Genomic DNA, 20,594 nt, shown 5'->3' with positions numbered 1-20,594 from the left:
CTGCTGGGCTTGACGGCCGGCATGCGCGTAACCGAGATCGCGCAGTTCGCCGCAGCTTGGGCACTGTCGTAGAGGGATACTTTTCATGAGGTGACCAGTGTCGTAGGAAAGGCAGTCAGCGTATCAGCAGAATTTCAAAATTGCAACAAACGCTAGGTTGGGCGAAGACGCATCGTAAGAGGGTGTAGACAAAATCAATATCGTAGTTGTGGCATGCTAACCCGATGTGGAAGGAGCATGCCATGGCAACGAGAGATCCACTCGACGGCACTGAGCCGTCAAGCAACGCTGGCGGCAGGCCGGCAGCGTTGAAGCCTGAGCATATCGCAGTCTTGCACGATATCGTGGCGGAGCGCGCCCAGGCCAGCTTGCAGGAAATCGCCGACGAGCTATACCACCGCTGTAGGTTACGCGTGTGCGATGCAACGATTCGTCGTGCGTTGCGTGCGCAAGGCATCGTACGGCTCAAGCCAGTACGCCGGGCGCGCGCGGACAGAGCCGAGGGCGCCAAGCGATATGGCTACACGGCAGCTCACCGACGTGAGGACATATCGCCGTACAGCACCAACCTGACAGACGCCGAATGGGAGCTGGTCGCTGATTTGTTCGAGCGAGTGCCGGGCCAACGAGGGACGCCTGTGCATTACAGCCGCCGCGATCTCGTGAATGCGTGTTCTTACGTGCTGCGCACGGGGTGCGCCTGGCGCCTGTTACCCGAGACGTTCCCACCTTGGCAGGCGGTCTACAAGGCATTTTCGCGCTGGGTTGGTGCAGGCGTGTTCGAGCAAATGCAGGACCGGCTGCGTGGACAATGGCGCGCACGTATGGGGCGGGCGAGCACGCCAAGCGCGGCGGTGATCGATGCACAGTCCACTCGCGGCTCGCCGCAGGGTGGCGAAAGCGGATTCGATGCAGGCAAGAAGGTCAAGGGGCGAAAGCGCAATCTCGTCGTTGATACGATGGGGCTGCTCATCGCAGTCACGGTAACCGCCGCGAGCGTGCAGGACAGGGATGCTGCCGCAGCCGTGGTTGCACAAGCGTGCGCCAAGAGCCCTCGGCTTGAAAAGCTCTATACCGACGGCGCTTACGGCGGAAGATGCGCTCATGATATCGAGCAGGCGCATCATATTCGTGTCGAAGTCGTTCGTCATCCGGGTAACAGCACGATCGGACGCTGCATGATCCCAAGACGGCACCTGAGCCAGCTGCGGTTGTGAATGCAGGGTTCATGGTCCTGCCCATGCGCTGGGTCGTCGAACGAACCCATGCGTGGACTGAACGCTGGCGCCGCACGGTCATGCATCACGACCGCAAACTCGCTGTCTCGGCCGCTTGGGTTTGGCTGGCCGAGGCACGGATGCTACTCAACAGGCTTACTTATCAGAGTTGATTTCGTCTACACCCTGTAAGAGCGCCTAACAAAACCGCCATGGCTGCGGTGCAGCGCCTCGCCGTACAGGCGTACTTCTTCGTCGCTGCGCCTTGGCCTGACGGTTTTGTTAGGCGCTCAAGTACATCGGTTGCATCGGCCGATTTCCCATCAAACATCACGCTGAAATCGCCCTCTCCAGTAGTCGAGTCTGCTATGGCCAATGTCCGCTTTGGGTCGTAAGTAGACGTGCAACTGCTCCGTTATAAGTCCAGTTCACCGCTGCTTGCAGCTCACGGTAGCACAGCATTACCAGTTGTAAATTACGCGACCTCGGGCATTGAATACCACGCGAGGTGCTCCAGCAGAATCCAGCTCACTTGACGCAGGGTGGACGTAGAGGTAAGTAAAATCTTGGGCTTCTATACGCTTTTCGATGACGCGTACAAAGGCTGAAACTGCCTTATGCAGTTTGAGGTACTTCTCAAACTGGGAGTCATCAAGCTGAACGATGAACCCGATGTAAGCGCAGCCTTCTAACAAGGGTTCTAACGATGCCTGCTCTGCCAGCGATTGACATGTGCGTGTGGCATGAGAAAGGGTTGTATAGAACATGGCATACATGGCTTCGCTCCAAGTAGGCATGATGCAAAATCGTAGCTCTGAGCAGCAAGCCTGGAAGCTATCATTTCTGATAGGTGTTGTTGGTTAGCCCAGACCAAACACATGCGCCATCGAAGCGCGCGCAAACTGCTGGTAACTTGGCAGCGTGCGTGTCGATGGCCATAAGTACTGATGATCAGGAAATTTTTGGACAGGAAGTAAGTAAATTTGGGCCACCTCTTCATTGGCTTGGTTCATTCGCACCCATAAGATGAAGTCGACCGCAGGCGCATGCCGCACCGTCACTTTCCAGCAAGGGTGACTACGTTCGTAGCGACACCTTGTGCATAGCAGACGCACAGTGACCCCGTTAACGCGATACGTACGCGTCGTTACCTTCTCAATCTGAGCGTTTGCACGACGAGCGCAGCGCTCGAGTTCAATCACCATATCCTTACTCACGCAACGAAGCCTGTATCGCGTGATCGTTGCACGGGAGAGCGACGGGCCTGAGACGCCGGCGGCTTCATATGCGGCCACCAAGCCTCGAAAGCGTAACGCATAGGACTTGGCCGACGGCAGATCGCTCTTGTCGATAAGATCAGCAGAGACCTTGCCATTCTCAACAAGGATTTCGCGTAGTCCATCAAGCATTTCGTCATCGGGGTTTTGTCGCGTTGATGACGTGGCTGCCAGGTCGGGTAGACTGTGACGCCCACAGAATTAACGATTGACATGCTCAGCTTCAAAGGAATGCGTTTCCCAATCGATGTCATCCTGGTCTGCATCCGTTGGTACGCGGCCTACCCGCTGAGTTACCGCCACATTGAGGAGATCATGGAAGAGCGAGGCGTGTCGGTTGACCACTCTACGATCAATCGTTGGGCCGTCCGTTTCCTGCCGCTGATTGAGAAGCTGTCACACAAGCACAAGCGCCAGGTCGGCACCAGCTGGCGAATGGACGAGACGTACATCAAGGTCAAGGGCATCTGGAAGTATCTCTACCGTGCCGTCGACAAGGAAGGCAAAACCGTCGACTTCCTTCTGACGGCACACCGCGACATGGCAGCCGCCAAGCGATTCTTCGAGAAGACCATGCCTGGGAACGGCACGCCCGACAAGATCGCGATGGACAAAAGCGGCGCCAACAAGGCTGCGATTGACGAGATCAATGGCGGTATGACGGTCTCAATTACCGTACGCCAGGTCAAATACCTCAACAACATCGTCGAACAGGACCACCGCGCGATCAAACGCGTGACCAGGCCGATGTTGGGCTTCAAGTCGTTTCGCGCAGCCAGCAATGTGCTTGCTGGCATTGAGCTCATGCACATGATCCGCAAGAACCAGTTTGCGATCGATGGCGCTGCCACTATGTCAGCTGCCGACCAATTCTATGCGCTGGCGGGACTGGTTCGTCCAGCATAAGCCGCGGCCATGTTTGGCCTGGAAAAATGCGCTTCGCGCTCAACAATGCGACAGAACCGGGAATCGCATGGATCAGATCGACGTGCCGGGTCGGGCCGGGTTGGAGGGCGCGCTGGATAGTGTCAGTGTTCCATTGACGCCGCTGGCCAAGCACATACTGCGCCATTAAGGCTGAATGCTCGACACGGATGCCGGCCGACCGCGGGTAATGTAGCGTCGCCGTTAACACATTCTCATGCGCAAAAAATCGGAGCAGAACAGGGGTCTCCTCGCTCCCCCCGAGCTGACTTATAAGCAGCTTATGATCAATTGAGTGGACCCGAGCTCTGCGCCCTGAACGCTAGGCTCCAAGTTCATAAGCAGCTTATATTTGGTCGTCACACAACTCTTGCAAGCGGCAATGTGCATGGCGGCCTTCGGTGCCGCGTCAGGAGCGATAGCCCTGATGGGCACGTGCCATGGCAGAGGTCAACGTGTTTAAGGAGGCGTACAACGCCACTTATAAGCAGCTTATATGCGAGGCCACCGGGACAAGGAAATTGCGCATTTTTGGTATCGGCCGCCGTGGACGCCCATGTTTTCGGAGGCGTCTATCACGCTAGGGCCTGAGCCCGGCGGAGGACTAAGAAATTTCGGCCCCGGGCCAGCGTAAAGCGCCTATATAAGCAGCTTATAAACGAGCCGGCGCGCAGGCTTCTGAGCCGGCAGTACGCTCGAACTGGGCTGTATAAGCTGCTTATATTCCTCTTGTTGCTCGAGTTTACTTTGCGTGCTAACCGCGAGTGCACCACGCACGACCATTCGGTAGTCTTATCAGCGCACGCCCACTTACTCTTCACCGTATTCGAAATCAGTGACCGAGGAGGCCGTCGGACAGGAATGGTTGCGGTTGGGGCAACTGTTCCGCCAGCTTGCAGCGGGCCGGAAGCGGCCTGGGCAGAAGCGAGGCGTTCGCTTGATCCGGTAGCAAGCCGATACGTTACGGACGTCATCGAGAATGCGTTAGCGCGTCGACACGAGTTCGCATTTGCGCTTATGTGATTGTCCAGTCTGCGCAACTATCCTGGCATTTGAACCGGCAAGGTTTGACGACCAGTTTTGGAAAAGCTGTGCAACCGAGCGTTTGCCAATGATGCTGCGGTCCCGCCCGTGCGCAATGAGTGACCGCACTCCAGCCGAACAACTCGCTTGCAACTCATCCTATCGGCAACACTCATTTTCGACTGACATCGAATAGGACGCCTTACCATCCTCGTCACATAGCACCTCTTAATCGTGACACCATCGTCTGACCAGTCCAGGTCGCTCGATGTGAAGCCAAGTTGTCTGTAGAGGAACTGTTGCCTACGCTCCTCTGCCGCATATCGACCGCCACAAGCGTTGCCTCCTACGCTTACAAAAGCGAAACCGTTTTCTAAGCGGCTTGTACCGCCGTAACGCCTTGAATACATTGCAAATGAGAAAAAACTGGTTGCGCGAAAATAAGGCAAATTATCCTAAGTGCATGTTGACCCTTTGGATCGCATACTGGCGTCAACTTTCTCCAGTCGCACGCGTCGGCGCCAATGAAACCCGGCTTTTCGCGAGCGACACACTAGAACATACAATGCCGTGCACGTTCGTTCTAAAGTACGTGCAGATGCTGGGGAGACTGGCAAAACCCCATACCGATCACCTTCACTCCGGCCGGACAAACCCCGTAACCGTTGGCGTCGAAAGCGACGAAGGATATGGACACGGTGACCATATGGAAGCCGAGTAGGGACGAGTAGCAGGCCCGTGCACAAAGCGATAGCGTCTTCCCGGTCCTTCAAGGAAAGCAGTTGCGCTTGGCCAGTCTGATTAGGCTGTTGGCCCACCATGGGCGGCTCGCGATCGTCACCCTACAGTGGCGCGGTCCCCGGACGCACTCACCTTTCCAGCAGGTCTCGTCCTGAAGCAATGCGAGAAGAACGGCTTCATTAAGATAACGCGTTACTGATCGAAGACCGCCAGCAGTTTTGCTCTACGGACGGATCGTGTGAGCTGCTGCTGAGTATCAATCGACGCGCACGCTACCGAATCCACCACAACCTCACGAACACGTGCGCCTACATCGGACCTGAACACGGTTAGTGCCGGTAGCAGTCCAGAAATGACGAGCTATCTGTGGGCTGGTGACGTATTGCAGGCCAGGGCGATACCTGAGGTTCCGCCTATGATCATCGGGACCGCCCAAGGCAGCGCCTTCGTTTCCTTTGCAGTTGATGATCATCGGCCGCAGGTAAATATCATATCGATATCCCCGCAGAGTCTCACCTTGGCATTGTCTTGTCCCTGCTTGATCTCACCTTTCATGACTTAATTGTCTAGTTCAGTATCGCGGTTCGGCGCTGACGGCGTATTTTCTGCTTGGTTGGATAGCTTTGGACCGAACGAACATGGATCGTACGACACCAAACATCGCTATGTCAGCCGCGACAATCGCAGTGTCCCTGACCGGGCTCACCTTTCAGCTTAGGGCCGGCGACGACGGTTGCTTTGGCCGCGCCGATGATGTGTTGGACATTTCCTCCCGAGTGACCGGCCGCAACCGGCTTGGCCCTGTCGTCTCCGTAAGCGCAGCCTCAATAGTGATGCGACGTTCGTAGGTTAGTGCGCTTATGTGGTGTTGGGCCGATTTCGCCATCGCTCCACGTAGAAGCTCACCTTTCGACTCGACCACTTGCTGCACGCGCCCGTTTTTTCAGTTCGCCTGATGAGAATCTTGCCACGCTCGATGTGAGGCCCGCTACAGGCTTTGTGAGGGCATTGCTCAGCCAAATCGCAGGCCGATGTCTAATACGCACTCCCTGTGCGTTCTCACCTTTGACGGTGGAGAGTCCATAATTTCAAGGTCAATAGAGGGTCGTGTAGGAGAACTCGCACCTTGCTTAGTCGAACACACGCTGAACCTTGCCCGAGCAGGAGCACCTGCAGGGACGTGCGTCAAAGTGACACAAGAACAACGTGCCCAGGTGAGGCGACTGGATTCCCAGCGACGTGCTCGAGCACACAGGAGAATATTGTAAGCCTAGGCAACTGACCATTTCGGGACGTTGGGTGAGAGATCGCCAGCCCGATTCCAACGCGTCGACCTGATGCATCAGCGACTAAGGCATGACCACAGAACTCGATGCCATGTCGTGTTCTAGTTAAGAGAACGACAAAGGGCGCCGATGGCGCCCCGTATAAGCTGCTTATAACTGTTCCGTACAGCGCGCCTTCGCATGCTTGGGGACCGGCGGCGTGCTGGATTACCCAGACGTTTTGATCAGCTTTTCCTTCTTAGGTAACTCGAGCGTGCCAGCTAACTCCCGCAGTGCGGCCGTTGCACGTTGCAGGGCAAGCTCAACGTCCACCCCATCTTCGACCTGAATAACGATATCGCGGGATTTCACCTGGACACGGAAGGCCGACTCACCATTCTTATCATTGATCGTGCGCGGGGCTGCCGCCTTAGTTCGCACCCGTTTCGCTTCGAAAGGTTTCAGCAGCACGGCACGCAGTTCCGCTTGATCCATCTGGGGCTTGTCGATCAAGACCTCGGCCGCACGAACAATCGTTTCTTCGGCATTGGGATGTTTGACCAGTACGTCCTTGATCACGCGCGCTTTACGATACGTGACAAGCTCCGGATATTTCGCCATAAGCTCTAACAGGGGCGCAGGTAGGTCAAACAAACTCAAGCATTGCGACACGCGGGCTTGCGTACAACCGAATATGGTTGCCACCTCAGCCTGCGTGGAAGCGTAACCTTCCTTAAGGGTTGTCCTATATGCCAAGCCGCGTTCGTAGTCCGACAGCTTTACGTTGCTTTCGTTGTGGACCAGTGTCGCGAGACAGGCGTCGCGATCGGACAAGGTCGTCACGCGCGCCTCGAGCTCGGACCATCCAACCAGTCGTGCAGCCCTCACGCGACGGTGACCTGCGATCAGTTCGAACTTGCCGGTGGCGAGCGTGCGGACAGTAATCGGCTCGTCCTGTCCGCGTCCCTTCAAGGTCTCACCCAGCAGTTGCAACTCGGTCTCGTCATATTTTTTCCGCGGCTGATATGGCGAGTCGATGATCAGATGCAACGGAATGCGGCGTGTTGGCCACGTCACTTCCTCTGAGCTGGCCGCCATCGGCAACGTGTCCCGCAACGGCTGACGGTCCTGCTGCTGGTTGTCACTCAACAGGTCCGTGAGGGACTTTGATGGACCGCTCGGCAGATCATTCATGTGCATCGGCGCTGTGCCGCGCGTGCGTAGGCGCTCGGCCAAGGAAGCGTTGAAATCCGCTTCCGTTTGCTGGTGTTTCGTCACAGATTCTCCGTTTCTATCAATGACCAGCGTCGCTTAAGCAACGCGAAAGCCTTCTTTCTGAGGACCAAAGCTCAGCATCCCCATCCTCTCCACTAGCTCGCGGGTCGCCGCGCGCAGTTCGTCGGCAGGGGCGCTGGTAGGCCTCGATAATGCCAGTGGCAAGCCATCGTCTTCGTCGAGCACCTTCTTGAATTCCTCGCTCGAGCTGATTTGGTTGTCCATCCAGGCTTCCGGATATTTACTGGTAAGTGCAATGACCTGTGCGGCCACCCGCACCCGTTTCGCATCGAAGAAGTTACCAAGCACAGACAGTTGCGGGAACTTGCTGTAGGTGTTTTTCATCTCGCCGATCACATCGGCGAGATAAGACACCGACTTTGTGCTGTAGCGCTCCATCGATACGGGTGCTACAGCAAAGTCACTGGCCAGCAATGCCCCGCGTGTTGTCTGGTTTTTCGCCGGGGGTGCGTCGAACATCACGATATCGTACTGGGACAGATCAAGGCTCGGATTGCGGCCAGAGAGGCCTTCGTCTAGCCAGCGTGCAATCGCAAGCTCCGGCTTTTTGCCCATGATGGCGTCGACCGTAAACAACGCCTCGAGTCGATCAAGTGTGACCTCCGACGGAATCAGGTGCGGTCCATTTTCGCCATATGGCTTCTTGATGACGTCCGCGAGTGGCCGCACCATGCCGTTCTGCTGCCACTGTGGCAATAAATGGCCGAGGTGGTACTCGACGCAAGTCGACTGCGCGAGTCCAGCAGCCGACGCTTCCTCGGGCGTCAGTTCTGGATCGTAACCGAACGAGATCGTGAGGTTCGCCTGGAAGTCGAGGTCGACGACCAACACGCGCAATCCCATCAAAGCAAGAATACAGGCAATGTTTGAGCTGATTGTCGTCTTGCCAACGCCACCCTTAGGCGCATATACCGTCAAGATACGTTTGAGCTTTGGGGCCAAGTTGTATTTTCGAGCCCGATACGTTGCCAGATCGAACACGTTTTCTACTGTGAAAATACGTGTTTTCGGTCCGCTTCCGCCTTGGCGCTCAATCTGCAGGCCGGCCTCGTCAGCGTCGCGGCGCACCGAATCCACGCTGATGCCAAGCAGCTTCGCCACGCCTTGTACCTTGAATGTTTTACGTCCCAAGTTCGCCTCCCCAGTTTCGATGCCGTAATTTTCTCGCAATCAATCCTTCTATGCAAGGAAAAGATCTACATTTCAGGGAAAGTCCTTGCATCAACCAAGCACCTCTAAGCTGAAGGGTTGTCCTTGCAGCCATACGTAAGGGGATTTAGGGCTTTGTGGCAGCTTAAAGGTGAGACCGCACGGGGAGCAACTATCTGCGCAAGGATGTTTTCCATCGTTGAACACCTGCGGATTGGTCCTGGCTTGCTCTGTACGGAAAATGTGAGTTTCTACGGGGAGTTTGGTTGGTGCTGGGATCGGAAGATTTGGATTTGCTCCTCAGCGCTAGTCATCGTGCAAACGAGTGCAAGGTGAGATCGGACAGGGACTGTTCCGTCAACGGTTGAGGATACTGAGGAGAGCTTGTTAAGGTGCGCCTTACTCAGCGTTCCCCGTCAAAGGTGAGCCTCTACGGGGATAGCGACGCCTGGAATTTGTGCCGATGGCGGATGCCAGGAAGCAGGTAGCTCGGCAAGCTACGTTTTTGCCTGCAGTCGTAAAACGGGTACGTCGCTGGTCGTCTGGTTTCTCGAACCATACCTGCGAGCTAGTACGTACGTCGTCGTGGTCGTGGTCGTGACAGTAACCTTAAATCGACCTGGTTTGGTCGCGTATTGAGAGGTTTTATTTGAAAAAACAAAGTTAACCCCTGTTTACCTGTTTACGTCGCCGGAAACTCAGCATCCATGCGGCTTTCCACGATTTGAGGTGAGACTGCACAGTGACGTCGGTGAGCTTGTACGGGGACTTGGGTGAGACTGTCCGGGGATGTAACGATTGTTGGGTGAGATGCGGCAGGGATACAAGGTGAGCGGATTCAGGTACCGAAAACGTCATAAGTGAGCTTCCGCGGGGACGCTTGACGGCATGGGTGAGCCTGTGCAGGGAGCAGCAGTCTTCTGGTGAGCTTCCACAGGGACCTGTTACGGCCAGCTAGGTCACTGCCGGCCGTCTAGGCGAAAGTGGTCAGCGGAGAATTCGTTTGTTGTAGTTGTGACGTCTGTCCGTCTTGCAACCCGCATGACGGCGCGTATGTCGAAGATGGGTATGCACGCGAAGACCTCGACCATTGAGTGCAGGGATGGGTACTCACTGTTTGTGAGTTGGAATCGGCGACAGAGCAGCAACGACAGCGTCCTATAGCGTGTTTTGGTGTGCTTGTGGGCTCTCTTGCACAAACATCTACCCAAAGCGCTTGCAGGTCGAGGAATCAGGGCAGGTTGAACGCAAAAGTTGCTGCACAGTTCGTAAAAGGTGCCAATTACACAGCAAGACTCGCATCGTCCGTGAGCATACAAGCAGCCGTCATCAATCGACTCATCCGCGTAAGCGTCCGACGGCCCACATTTCGTAGCAGGGGGCAGCGAGTTGGTCGATCTGGTGGGGTGTGTTGCTGAAGCCAGGTTTCATGACGCTAACTCCGCTGGGTACCACGCGTATTGAGAGGTTCTATTTGAAAAACAAAGTTAATCCTTTTTGATCTGTTTACGTTGTCTGAAACCCAGCATCCATGCGGGTTGTAGCAGATTAAGGTGAGACTCCCCGGTCACTTCGGTGAGCTAGTACAGGGACGTGGGTGAGATCGCGCAGGGATCGGACGGCCGCCAGGTGAGGTCATCCGGGGACGCAAGGTGAGCGGATTCAGGTACGCAAAGGTTGAAAGGTGAGGACGACCAGGGACTACCCGACGTTAATGGTGAGCTTGGGCGGGGACTTGTCGTCCCTAAGGTGAGATCCTACGTGTACCTGGTTGGCCTAACATCGGATGGCGGACTCCTCCCGACGGGGCCTAGCGGGGGAAGTACAAAGTCGATGCCGATGTGGTTCGATAAGGTGAGCTTTTCCAGGGACACGCAGTGCCGCCAAAGTGCAAGGTGAGTGTGCGCGGGGACCCCGTTGCGTTCTCGTGCGGCGAATCGACGTGCAGGCAGGTGAGGGTCTACGGGGACTATAGTGCGACGTCGTTCACGAAGGTGAGACGATACAGGGACAATGCAGGAACTTACGGGGCAAAAGGACCCGTCGCTTTCTTGCTTATGTCGAGCATATAAAATGCAGCACGAAAAACTGTTCACCTCCCACTCACGCAGTCCGGTGAACCTAGCTGTCCGTCCGCAAAAGGTGAGGCTTAGCAGAGACTGTAATCGTCCGGTACCGCTAAAGGTGAGAGTCTCCAGGGATAGGGTCATCGGTGAAAGCGACACTTCACCCCACAAAGGTGAATCTGCTTGACTCACCTCTGACAGGTCATGCAATAATTCACCCTGGCAAGTGCGGCATGCGGCGCGGATAGGACAGAGGGAAACTCAGATGGCAGACAACAACAAGGAAACGGTCGCCATTGGCGGCGACCTCATTGACACCTCTGCCAAGCCCGTAGCACCACGGACTGACTTAGAGATCCGCAAGTCGAACGAGGCAATTGGATTGCGTGTCGTTTCTGGCCGTCTGACGCTTCTGAACCGTAAGGTCTTCAACGTCCTCATGTACCATGCCCAGCGGATTCGTAAGCTTGGGCAAGACGCGCCCATTGATACGCCAGCTGCCCAAAAATATTTTTGGGTACCGCTCTCTGTACTCGCTCGCAATGCGAGCTACGACAGCCGGGACATGCAGTTTCTGCGCGAGCAGATCGCAGAAATGCAAGATATCAAGCTCTTGCTGGAAACGGATCGCCAGTGGACGAGTGAGCGTTTAATTGCGTCTGTTACGTTTGTGAATCCAAAGGGACTGCACAGCCGAAGCGGCCAAGTGTGGGTTGGTTTTGCCTTTCCGCCGGAAGTACACGAAAGCGTCATGCAGCCGGAAACCTATACCCGGCTGAGCATTCACTACCAGGGGCTACTCAAGTCCGGGACGGCGCTGGCACTGTACGAGTTGTGTCGTCGCTACGCGACCAACCCATCGAAGCTGACGTCGACGTACAGCGTCGAGCACTGGTATGGGTTACTGACCGGGAACCCGATGCCGGAAAAGCCTGAAGACCTTCCCGAGTATAAATATTTCAAGCGGGATGTCCTCAAAAATGCGATCGCCGAGGTAAACCGCATAACGGATATTGAAGTGGAGCTGATCGAGCATAAGTTGGGGCGCCGCGTCCAGCAACTGCAGTTTCGTGTCGAGTTCAAGCCAGACACGCAGAACGAAACTCGTGCACCCTTCACCATTGACCTGAGCTTGCTCGAGAAGTTGATGGCCTTGGGCATGACCCAGCAGGAGGCCAGCAATGTCATCGGCGAGTATCCAGACGAGAAAATCACCCAGGCGCTAGCAGTCGTCGCGGCGCGCCTCAACTCGGCCAATGGTGCACCCGTCAACTCGAAAGTCGCGTATTTGCGCTGGGCGTTGAAGAGCGATGCCAAGCTGCCGGAAAAAAAGACCGAGCCGAAGTTGAAGAATGGCGCGGCGGTTGACGGCCCTACCTTGCTCGAGCGTTTTCTGGCTGCACGGGCCAAGCTTGCCCTTGATGTCTTCAGGGAAATGGATGCGGACCAGCGCGCCGCTACCTATGAACAGTTCAAGGCGCAAGCGACCGGTAAGATACCAGCGCTGGACAAAGCCCTCGAGCATGGCGTCACGCGCACCGCGCTTAGCCTGTGGTACGCAGATGCACTCTGGGGTGAGCCCACGGTCGAGAAGTTATCGCACTTTGCCGACAAGAACCAGGTGTTGATTTGACGGGCGATCGGCCCTGACAACCAGAGCGGGCCAGACATGCCGTACGTCGTTATCCACTCTGGCGTCACGCGCCGCCGTGTGTCACGGGTACTTTAGGAACGGACCGAACCGGGTAAAAACGCCTTACTGACGCCACCTGTGGGTCGATACGGCTTTGACGAGGTGCGCCGGACTCACGACAGTGTGAACGATGCGATCGAGTAAGGCTGGCGCTCCAGCGGCAGCGCCAGCACGCGCCGCGACCTATGCCGCTACACCGCTTATGGCCAAGATGCATGCGGTCGCCGGCTATCCGATTTCAGGCAGTGTTGCGTTCAATAGAGCGGAAGACGTACAGCAACTAGAGCTGCCCATCTCGACGGACCTAAAGCACCATCAACTACCTTTATGTCAGACCGGTTTCGAGAAACGGCTCCAGCGCTTATCGAACTCTGGTGCATGTCGCTGAACTCAGCGAAGGATTGTCGCGTGAGCGATTTGCAGGCCTCGCTCGGCCATCATCTTGGCCAGGTCGCGGTGCGACAGCTTATAGCGCAGGTACCAGCGCACACACAGAACGATGATTTCTTGCTCGAAGTGTCGACCTTTGAATAGGTCGCTCTGACCTGGACGGTTACGCATGCTAGGCAAAGTCAGTGATTCTAGTCCAGTGATAGGTTTACTGCAGAGCCCGGCGGTCTCCCTGAACCGTGCATTAGAAGGGCATTATGCAGGTTTGACCGAGTATGGTGCCGCCATCCCTACCATGCGGTCGACCATCGCCCGAATGTCCTCGATCCGCAAGTGGGGATCATTGCGCAGCAGCTGTTTGTATAGGAGCGATACGATCTGGAGCGAGTCGACCGCGAGAACTTGCACAGCAACAGCGGCCCGGCCACGCTGGATGAGGCGGAAGAAGTAGTGCGAGTCCTGGAACTCGATTTGCAAGGATTTGTCGTGCGCGCGGCCGTGGCCGTCAAAGCGCAGGGACCGGATCTTGTTCTCCAGCAGCGCCAGCACCTGGTACGCTTCTTGAACGGTCAACTGCACCACGATCTTGTTCGGCCAGTCGAACGCCTTGCGGGCGCCGCCGCCGGCCAGCGCCACCGCACCCTCGACGTTGATAGTATGCTTGCGCTCGGCCTGGGTCGTCGCCTCGGCAATGCAAAGCGCTGCGGCTGAGCCAAAAATCTTAAAGCTATAGTATGGAGGATCCGCCGCGGGTACCGGCGTCGGCGCAGCGGCCACCGGCAGCGCGGCCGCGCCAAGCTCGACCAGGTAGGACCGGGCGGCAGCGGCGCGGGCGGATCGGCTCTCGATCGCATCGATGGCATTGAAGAACCGGCGTTGCTCTCGGCATGCGAGGGCCACGAGCTGGTCGACTGGCAGCTGGCCACCGATGCGCTGCAGCGCAGCCCGGGTTTTCGCATCGAGCACGCGCACCGTCGCCTCGAGCTCGTCCCGCGCCTGGCGCTCGCCGGCGGCGAAGGCGATAAGCGCGGCTTCAAACCGTTTGCCTCCGCCTGATCCGGCTAGCTCGAGCAGCTGATCGCGCGAGAGCGCCGGTAGCGAGGCCTCGGCCAGGATGCTGGTAATTTCAGACAGCTTCATCGGACTTCTTTTTCCTCGGTTGCGCGGTTTCGTAGATTTCGGCCGACCTTTCCAGCACCAGGCCCAAATAACCCTTGAGGTCGCTTTTCGTGCGGCCATGCTTCAATTCTTGCGCGGCGAACGTGTTGCGCAAGGTGCGTCCGCCGCTCCGGTTGACGTCAATGCCGGCGCGGGCGAACGTCTCTTTGACCTGACGCCAGAGGGTCACCTTCGACATTGGCTTTCCTTGATCGTTGCCCGGGAAGACAAGATCGCCTTTCAATACGCGCTCGCCCTTGGCGTCGACGGCCAGCCGTTCGATGAGCCAACGGCGCAGCGCGTCGGCGCCATAGCCGTGCACAATAGTTTCGTGCTCGTAGCTGGTGTCGTGCTTGTCCTCTGGACTGATCTTTAATCGAATCGGGAGTTCGCTAAATGAGTCCTCCACTTCGTCGACGTGAAGGCCGATCGCTTCGGCCACCTTCAGGCCGCCGAACAGCATCGTCGCCTGTACGGCGTGGTCCCGGCGCCGCTTCCACGCTTTCGGCGCGCGGCCGGGCCGATTCGCACCAGGCGGATCGAGAGAGGGCAGGGCGGCAACGAACGCTTCGATCTGCTCGGTGGTCAGTGCTTCGGTGCCGGCGTTCTGTGCCAGGTACATGTTGTCGGTCGCCAGCTTGGTGGCTGACGTCGCCGGGTTCGGCGCCACCTGCAGGTAGTTGTAGCAGCGCTCCAGCAGGCGTAGGTATCGTTCGGTGATGCCGCTGTTTTGCTCACCGCTCCCGCGGAGTTGGCTGATAAAGCGCACCAGGTCTTGCTCTTCGACTTGGGAAAACGATCGATTCTGGCCAGCGAGCCAGGTCGCGAACTTGCGGAACATGAACCGGTAGACGGCAGCTGACTTGTCGGAGACCGGTTCGGTCGCGACCTTGCCAAGCCGGCGGCTCGTCTGGATGAAGTCGTCGGTTTTTATGAAGATATTGAAGGAGGCGATCGGGGCGTCGTCCCACTCTGTTGGGTCTGGCATGAGCACCTCGGTGTTCGAGCTGGAAGCAGTGGCGTGCTGGCCGGCGCCGAAGGCGCCATCGAGCACGATTTCTTTGGGGTGGAATCTCCCAAGCATACCATATATGAAACTAACGAACGGGCAAGTTGACTTAGACCCATAGGGATGCGAACGCTACGGACTTCGATCGAGGGCCAGGGGGATTCTCTGGATTCTCTTCGTTCTTTTCGTTCTTTTTGCTCTTTTAGCACTCGACGGCGGGCGGCTAGGCGAAGGGGGTGCTTGATCAGTCTGTGGCGTGTCTGGAGAGTCGTTTCTATTTTCCTTTCTGTTTGTTAGTTTCAATTATGGTTTTATTGAAGTCATCCGATCTTCGGGCTTTACTCCGGGGATACAACTGGTACTGATAAACGCTATCCCTGATGCAGCTTGCACCAGTCGAAATTGCATGCAAGTCAACATGAGGGAGATGACTGTCATGCCCAATCGATTCAAAAAATTGTGGGCAACACCACGCCACCTGTTGAGTGATGGTCAACGCAAGTTTTGACTGGCCAGGTTCTCGATGGACTGATGAAGTTTCTGGCGTTCTGCTTCCGGCATGGCGGAATAGATGAGGATCAGCTCTGCAAGTCGGTCATCTGGGCAGTAGAAGTACGCAGGCGACACATCCATAAGCCTGGCGAGGGTCTCAACGAACTGAAAAGGGGGTTCGTGGATCCCACTCTCATACCGGCTAATCCTCGCGCTACTGGAGGATTCCTCCAGGCCAGCCATGACACCAAGCTCGTCCTGAGCCAACTTGCGGCGTTGCCGGGCCTGACGTAGACGCTTGCCGAAGATGGTGTTCGAAGATGTGTTGCGTGGGGACATCCTACGATAATCGTAGGTTTCACTGGAAATTTCTCTACGAAAAACGTAGAATCGCTATGCGGCATGCAAGGGCCGCAGTGACCAAATGTTGGGCAGGAGCTTTCACATGTTAGATGTAGAGACGTTGAATTTCATTAAGCAGGAAATTGAAGCCTTGCTGAATCAGGGGAGTGAAGAGTCTGTTAGACGTGCCGAAGAGATGGCCCAGATGCTTGAAGCTCGCATTCAAGAGCAGCGCCAGATGGAATCGGATATCGTGCAGAGCAAGCTGCGGGCTCTCGTTGAAGCGCATCCCTGGATGGCCCCGAAGCTTTTACAACAGAACCTTAGCAAGATTGTGGGGGAAAATGCCAGTGCGAAGTCTAAGCGCAGGAAAGTAATTACGATAGCAACTCGTGTAACCGATGCGCTTTCACCGTATGTGGCATGCAGGATAGGCTGCAGCGATTGCTGTCACATGAACACAATGATCTACGAACACGAAGCGATTCGCTTGGCCGAGGTTACGGAACGCAAAATGGTTCGTCTGGCTTACCGACCTATTAACGAAGTTTTCGCTCACGGCGCAAAATTCAATGGTAAGCCGTGCCCTTTTCTACGAGAGGACAGGTGTTCCGTTTACGAGGACCGTCCTCTGGTGTGTCGAACGCATCACTCCTTGCTCGATAACCCAACGTCGTGCAACATGGAAATTCCTCCTGCTAAGCAGACCCGTCCGCCAATGTATGACCCCGACCTCCTTGAAAAGCCTTATATAGAACTGAATGTAAAACACAACCCAGCAGAGCCTTGGGGGAACATCGCTGAGTTCTTCCCGGACTAACGAAGACTCAAGCAAATATATCTCTCAATACAAATATGGCACCGCGATTACTTGGGCTCTATACCAAACTTAATGTGAAGCGTCATCGCAAACTAACACGAAATGAAATATGAGTAACTCCGACTCTGATGTGCACTGGCTTATGAAGCTTGCACAAGAAATCCGCGAAGGTAGTACACTGTCCGCTTCTGGAGAGCCGTCGATCGATCAGGATCTGGCACATCCAGCACTCTCAGTTCTAGGTGAACTTATTGACGGCTGTGGCTCCGAAATCGAACCGGCGTTTTTAGACGGTTACGCTTATGGACTCTGTCAAGCCGGGCTAATAGATGATGTTGTTTTGAGGGCAGTCAGGAGACACATTGGATTAGGTGAAGAGGATGATCTAACGCCAAGCCGAGAGCTCAAACACTAGGTAGCGTTACCTGGTGGGCCAGTTGGGGAAATAAGGCCGTGACAACGCTAAAGACTACCCGTCAAAAAAGCGATGAAGCTTGTGCTAATAGAGCACGATATGCGAATGGGTTCTATCGCTTCGGAAGTGCCGTTGCACGGTAGAAGGTGACGCCCTATCACTTTAATATCCGCTGTGCTCAACGTTGAAGGAGCAAATTTTCCCATCGACGCCTGCACGTCTGCATCTACTCGTAAGTGGCCAACTCACTGAGCTACCGGCATATCGACGAGCTCATTGAAGAGCAGGGCGTGCCGGTTGAGAATCCGACAATTAACTCTAGGCCATTTGTTCCTTCCACTCATTGAAACGCTTTTCCGCAAGTATAAGAACAAAGTCGGCACCAGAGGAGAAATGAACGAGACATATCTCAAGGTTAATGGCCTTTAAAAGTATTGTGACGGCCGTTGGCAAGGAAAGAAAGACCGTCGACTTCCCTCCGGTATGCTCTCGAGACACAGCAGCACTTATCGCGTTTCCGACAATACAATGCGCAACAATAGTGTTTCTGACAAGGCCGCATCAGAGAAGGGTGACGCTAACGAAGCCCAGCTGCGAGAGTGCGTGTGTTTTGTTTTGGGTTTGTCGGCGGATTAGCAGTGGGTTGTCAGGGGGAGCAGGAGGTTTGTCAGGGCGCGAAGGGGCAGGCAGAGATGTGAGGTGCCGTCAAATGATTCCTCGATGATTCCTCGGTGATTCCTCGATGATATCTTGACCTCACGGCCGTCTGCCATGGGATGAAAGCACGGTTCCCTCGCTAGTTAGACGTTGACGCAAGGCAACGGTTGTAGGATAATAGTTCGTCGCTATGCGGCATATTTGGACCCCATAATTTTTTCAGTTCCTCCAAGGAAGTGAAAAAATTTCTGAAACCGCTTTTGCGGGACATATCTGAAGCCGCCAGTGCGAGCTGGCGCTGTCTCAAGCCGTCAGTGCAAGCTGGCGCATTGCAATAGCCTCCCGTCTTTCGATAGAGCAGCCTCGTGGCTGTTTTTTTTGGTCTATCGCTCTGAAGCACGGTTCCATACAGAGTGTCGAGAAAACCTGATAACCATGCGGGTTTGCGGGCATTCCTGAATACAGCAATCCCACAGAACGGAATGTACATTGGCAAAACGACGCCTGGCGCGGTCGTTGCCGGACGCGTTCTTGCGAAGGCATGCCACGTCACTACAACAATACGGGGAAACAAGCGGACCTTCGGCACCGACCGGACACAGGATGCGCTGGGCCAGCTGGCCCGGGCTACTGCTGACCTCCGCGCACGTCTACGGGCGTGAAAATGAAATCACATCGGGCGCTAGCGCAGCCCCCAGGACCTGCCCATTTGGCGGGAAGCGCTACGCGAGAAACTGCGTCAATGTTCGGGCCCTGGCAGCGTCAAGTCAGGCGATCGGTGGTCGGAAGGCGCCGGCGTGTTGTCGAGAGCCATGAAGGCGGCAGCGCGAAATTATTCTACTTAAGTTAGGGCCCTTCACCCTGGCACAAAACCCCATTTGCATCACGTCATTCTCACGAAGATCAAACCTGACGAACCAGGGCGTTAATAAATTGAAAAAGGATTGGGTAATATATATGGGATACATGGGACTTTTCGCGATACTGAATATGATTCTTGCTGCTCACGCCCATAAGCGGGTGAATGGAAAGCAGGCAAGCGAACGTACGGCAGAGGCGGCGGGAGAGGCTTTGCGCGCCATCTTCGGGTTGTTGGTGGAATTAGGCTATCGGCTGGAAGATCCTAGAAATATTGGCGAGAAGCATATCAAGGCCCTTTGCGTCGAGTGGCACCGGCGGAACCGTGCGCCAAAAACAATCCAGGGCTACCTGTCGCATCTGCGTATTTTTTGCGGCTGGATCGGAAAAAAGGGACTGGTAAAAGACGCTTATTACTATTTGCCGGACGTGTTGAGAGAGGATCTGCACGTAACCACTGTTGCTAAGCGTAGTAAAAGCTGGGCGGAAGTCGGGATCGACGTTGGCGCCAAGGTGGCTGAAGCAATGGCATTAGATTGGAGGTTTGGGTTGATGATTATGGTCCAAGTTGCGTTCGGGCTACGCCTGATGGAAGTCCTGCAGATGCAGCCTTGGAAATGTGATAAGGGCGACAAGTTCGCTGCATATAAAACCAAAGGGGGCCGCCCACGTGACATCGATATCGACACGCCGGTTCAGCGCGCGGTCATGGATTTCGTCAAGTCGAGGATTGGAAAGAAAGAATATTTGGGCTGGTCAGTAAAAAAAGACGGCAGCGCCGGTTCGCTTGCATATTCGAGAGGCCACTACTACTATTTAATGGGGAAAATCGGCATTAATAAAGTGATGGCAGAGGTCACCGGCCACGGTCTGCGAGCGCAATTTGCGGAAAATGCGGCGTTGCTGAGAGATCTTATTCCCCCGACGCTGGGAGGGACGCCAGGACAGATGCCACGCGAGGATCTTGATCTCACTCGCCTGCAAGTGAGCGAGCTACTTGGGCATTCACGTAAATCGATTACCGGCGCCTATTACGGCAGCTTCGGCCGGGAAACGAAATTGGACAGCCCAGGGCGAGCCAAGGAAGTAATTGAGCGATGCCTGACGATGATCGGAGCGGATCGAATGCACCCGATCGCAAACGACCGCCTAACGCAGTGTGTGTGCCTCAACGCCGAGCTAATGGCGATTCACGTTTACGACGATCCTAGAAAGGTTCAGGTCCTGTGGGAACACCACAGCCGGCGGCATGGTGTGGAATGGATTCCTCCGTCGTCCGGCTCCAACCTGGCGGCGCTCGAGGCGGCGGCTATCTCTCTTCTCCGTGCTGCGGGTTGACTTGCGCTACGCGGAACCGCTCATATGGTGTTTTCTAGAAGCAACTATAAACCAGCGTTAGGAAAATAAATGAAGGATTTCTTCAATCACGTCATAAATATCGTAGTGGCCGGTATCAAGCTGTTCTTCTATCGATACATCGCCCTGGGCCGGCAATCCGTCGTGCCTCCAGGTTCATCAAGCATAAAGTAAAGGAGGTAATGAAATAATCGTTCGGCATGTTAGACAAATCGACCTCGCGCTGCTGCCGAAAGGCGTTCAGCGTGAGGTCGACCACGACGTCTTTCCAGCGATGAATACGCTAGTAATCGCTGGGCCGACAACGCAAGACCGCCGGGAGCGGCCGCGTCCGACATCCTGGTTTCGCGGCACCGACCTATTTCGTTTTCTGATGCTGCCTGCAACAAGTTTCGCCGTCCAGCGCCTCATGCTTGTAGCGGATAATTAGCCCATGCGATGCCGAC

The 20,594-nt window shown here is 55.6% G+C and carries 12 protein-coding genes and 2 pseudogenes; 6 read left to right on the top strand and 8 right to left on the bottom strand.

The features are described from left to right. Positions 1-242 precede the first annotated feature (242 nt). Positions 243-1,390, top strand: a pseudogene (locus tag QWL29_RS23050) (IS5 family transposase). Between the two features lie 288 nt (positions 1,391-1,678). Here QWL29_RS23050 and QWL29_RS23045 read toward each other — a convergent pair. Beyond that, positions 1,679-1,993, bottom strand: a complete 315-nt coding sequence (locus QWL29_RS23045; protein ID WP_305825189.1) for a hypothetical protein — start codon at positions 1,991-1,993, stop codon at positions 1,679-1,681. A gap of 84 nt (positions 1,994-2,077) precedes the next feature. After that, positions 2,078-2,626, bottom strand: a complete 549-nt coding sequence (locus tag QWL29_RS23040; protein ID WP_305825188.1) for a hypothetical protein — start codon at positions 2,624-2,626, stop codon at positions 2,078-2,080. Between the two features lie 81 nt (positions 2,627-2,707). Between QWL29_RS23040 and QWL29_RS23035 the strand changes: the two genes are divergently transcribed. After that, entirely contained in the window at positions 2,708-3,400 is a 693-nt protein-coding gene (locus QWL29_RS23035; RefSeq protein ID WP_305825187.1) for an IS6 family transposase, read from the top strand. Between the two features lie 3,275 nt (positions 3,401-6,675). Here QWL29_RS23035 and QWL29_RS23030 read toward each other — a convergent pair. After that, positions 6,676-7,725, bottom strand: a complete 1,050-nt coding sequence (locus QWL29_RS23030; RefSeq protein ID WP_305825185.1) for a ParB/RepB/Spo0J family partition protein — start codon at positions 7,723-7,725, stop codon at positions 6,676-6,678. Between the two features lie 33 nt (positions 7,726-7,758). Continuing rightward, complete coding sequence (locus QWL29_RS23025) at positions 7,759-8,913, bottom strand: ParA family protein (RefSeq protein WP_305825184.1); 1,155 nt, start codon at positions 8,911-8,913, stop codon at positions 7,759-7,761. Between the two features lie 2,310 nt (positions 8,914-11,223). Here QWL29_RS23025 and QWL29_RS23020 point away from each other — a divergent pair. Further along, positions 11,224-12,591 carry a replication initiation protein gene (locus QWL29_RS23020; RefSeq protein WP_305825183.1) on the top strand — a complete coding sequence of 456 codons (1,368 nt, stop codon included), beginning with the start codon at positions 11,224-11,226 and terminating at the stop codon, positions 12,589-12,591. Positions 12,592-13,044: 453 nt separating this feature from the next. Here QWL29_RS23020 and QWL29_RS23015 read toward each other — a convergent pair. The 4 genes and pseudogenes from QWL29_RS23015 to QWL29_RS23000 all read right to left on the bottom strand — a co-directional run. Further along, positions 13,045-13,212: pseudogene (locus QWL29_RS23015) on the bottom strand (IS6 family transposase); the annotation flags it as partial. An 84-nt stretch (positions 13,213-13,296) separates the two neighbouring features. Further along, complete coding sequence (locus QWL29_RS23010) at positions 13,297-14,181, bottom strand: hypothetical protein (protein ID WP_305825182.1); 885 nt, start codon at positions 14,179-14,181, stop codon at positions 13,297-13,299. Further along, positions 14,168-15,253: a tyrosine-type recombinase/integrase gene (locus tag QWL29_RS26855; RefSeq protein WP_305825181.1), complete on the bottom strand. Its 1,086-nt coding sequence runs from the start codon at positions 15,251-15,253 to the stop codon at positions 14,168-14,170. The genes QWL29_RS23010 and QWL29_RS26855 overlap by 14 nt, the downstream gene beginning before the upstream one ends. A gap of 447 nt (positions 15,254-15,700) precedes the next feature. Then, positions 15,701-16,039 carry a helix-turn-helix domain-containing protein gene (locus tag QWL29_RS23000; protein ID WP_136223195.1) on the bottom strand — a complete coding sequence of 113 codons (339 nt, stop codon included), beginning with the start codon at positions 16,037-16,039 and terminating at the stop codon, positions 15,701-15,703. Between the two features lie 106 nt (positions 16,040-16,145). Between QWL29_RS23000 and QWL29_RS22995 the strand changes: the two genes are divergently transcribed. The 3 genes from QWL29_RS22995 (at position 16,146) to QWL29_RS22985 (ending at position 20,130) form a co-directional block, all read left to right on the top strand. Further along, a complete protein-coding gene (locus QWL29_RS22995; protein WP_305825180.1) occupies positions 16,146-16,862 on the top strand; it encodes a YkgJ family cysteine cluster protein in 717 nt (238 codons plus the stop codon). Between the two features lie 109 nt (positions 16,863-16,971). Then, positions 16,972-17,277, top strand: coding sequence for a hypothetical protein (locus QWL29_RS22990; RefSeq protein ID WP_305825179.1), 306 nt, complete (start codon positions 16,972-16,974; stop codon positions 17,275-17,277). Between the two features lie 1,623 nt (positions 17,278-18,900). Next, positions 18,901-20,130 carry a site-specific integrase gene (locus QWL29_RS22985; RefSeq protein ID WP_305825178.1) on the top strand — a complete coding sequence of 410 codons (1,230 nt, stop codon included), beginning with the start codon at positions 18,901-18,903 and terminating at the stop codon, positions 20,128-20,130. Positions 20,131-20,594 lie beyond the last annotated feature (464 nt).

The sequence above is a fragment of the Massilia brevitalea genome, from assembly GCF_030711405.1.
Classification (GTDB): domain Bacteria; phylum Pseudomonadota; class Gammaproteobacteria; order Burkholderiales; family Burkholderiaceae_D; genus Telluria; species Telluria brevitalea.
The sequence above is the reverse complement of the archived record's forward strand: the minus strand, read 5'-3'. Positions and strand labels throughout refer to the sequence as shown.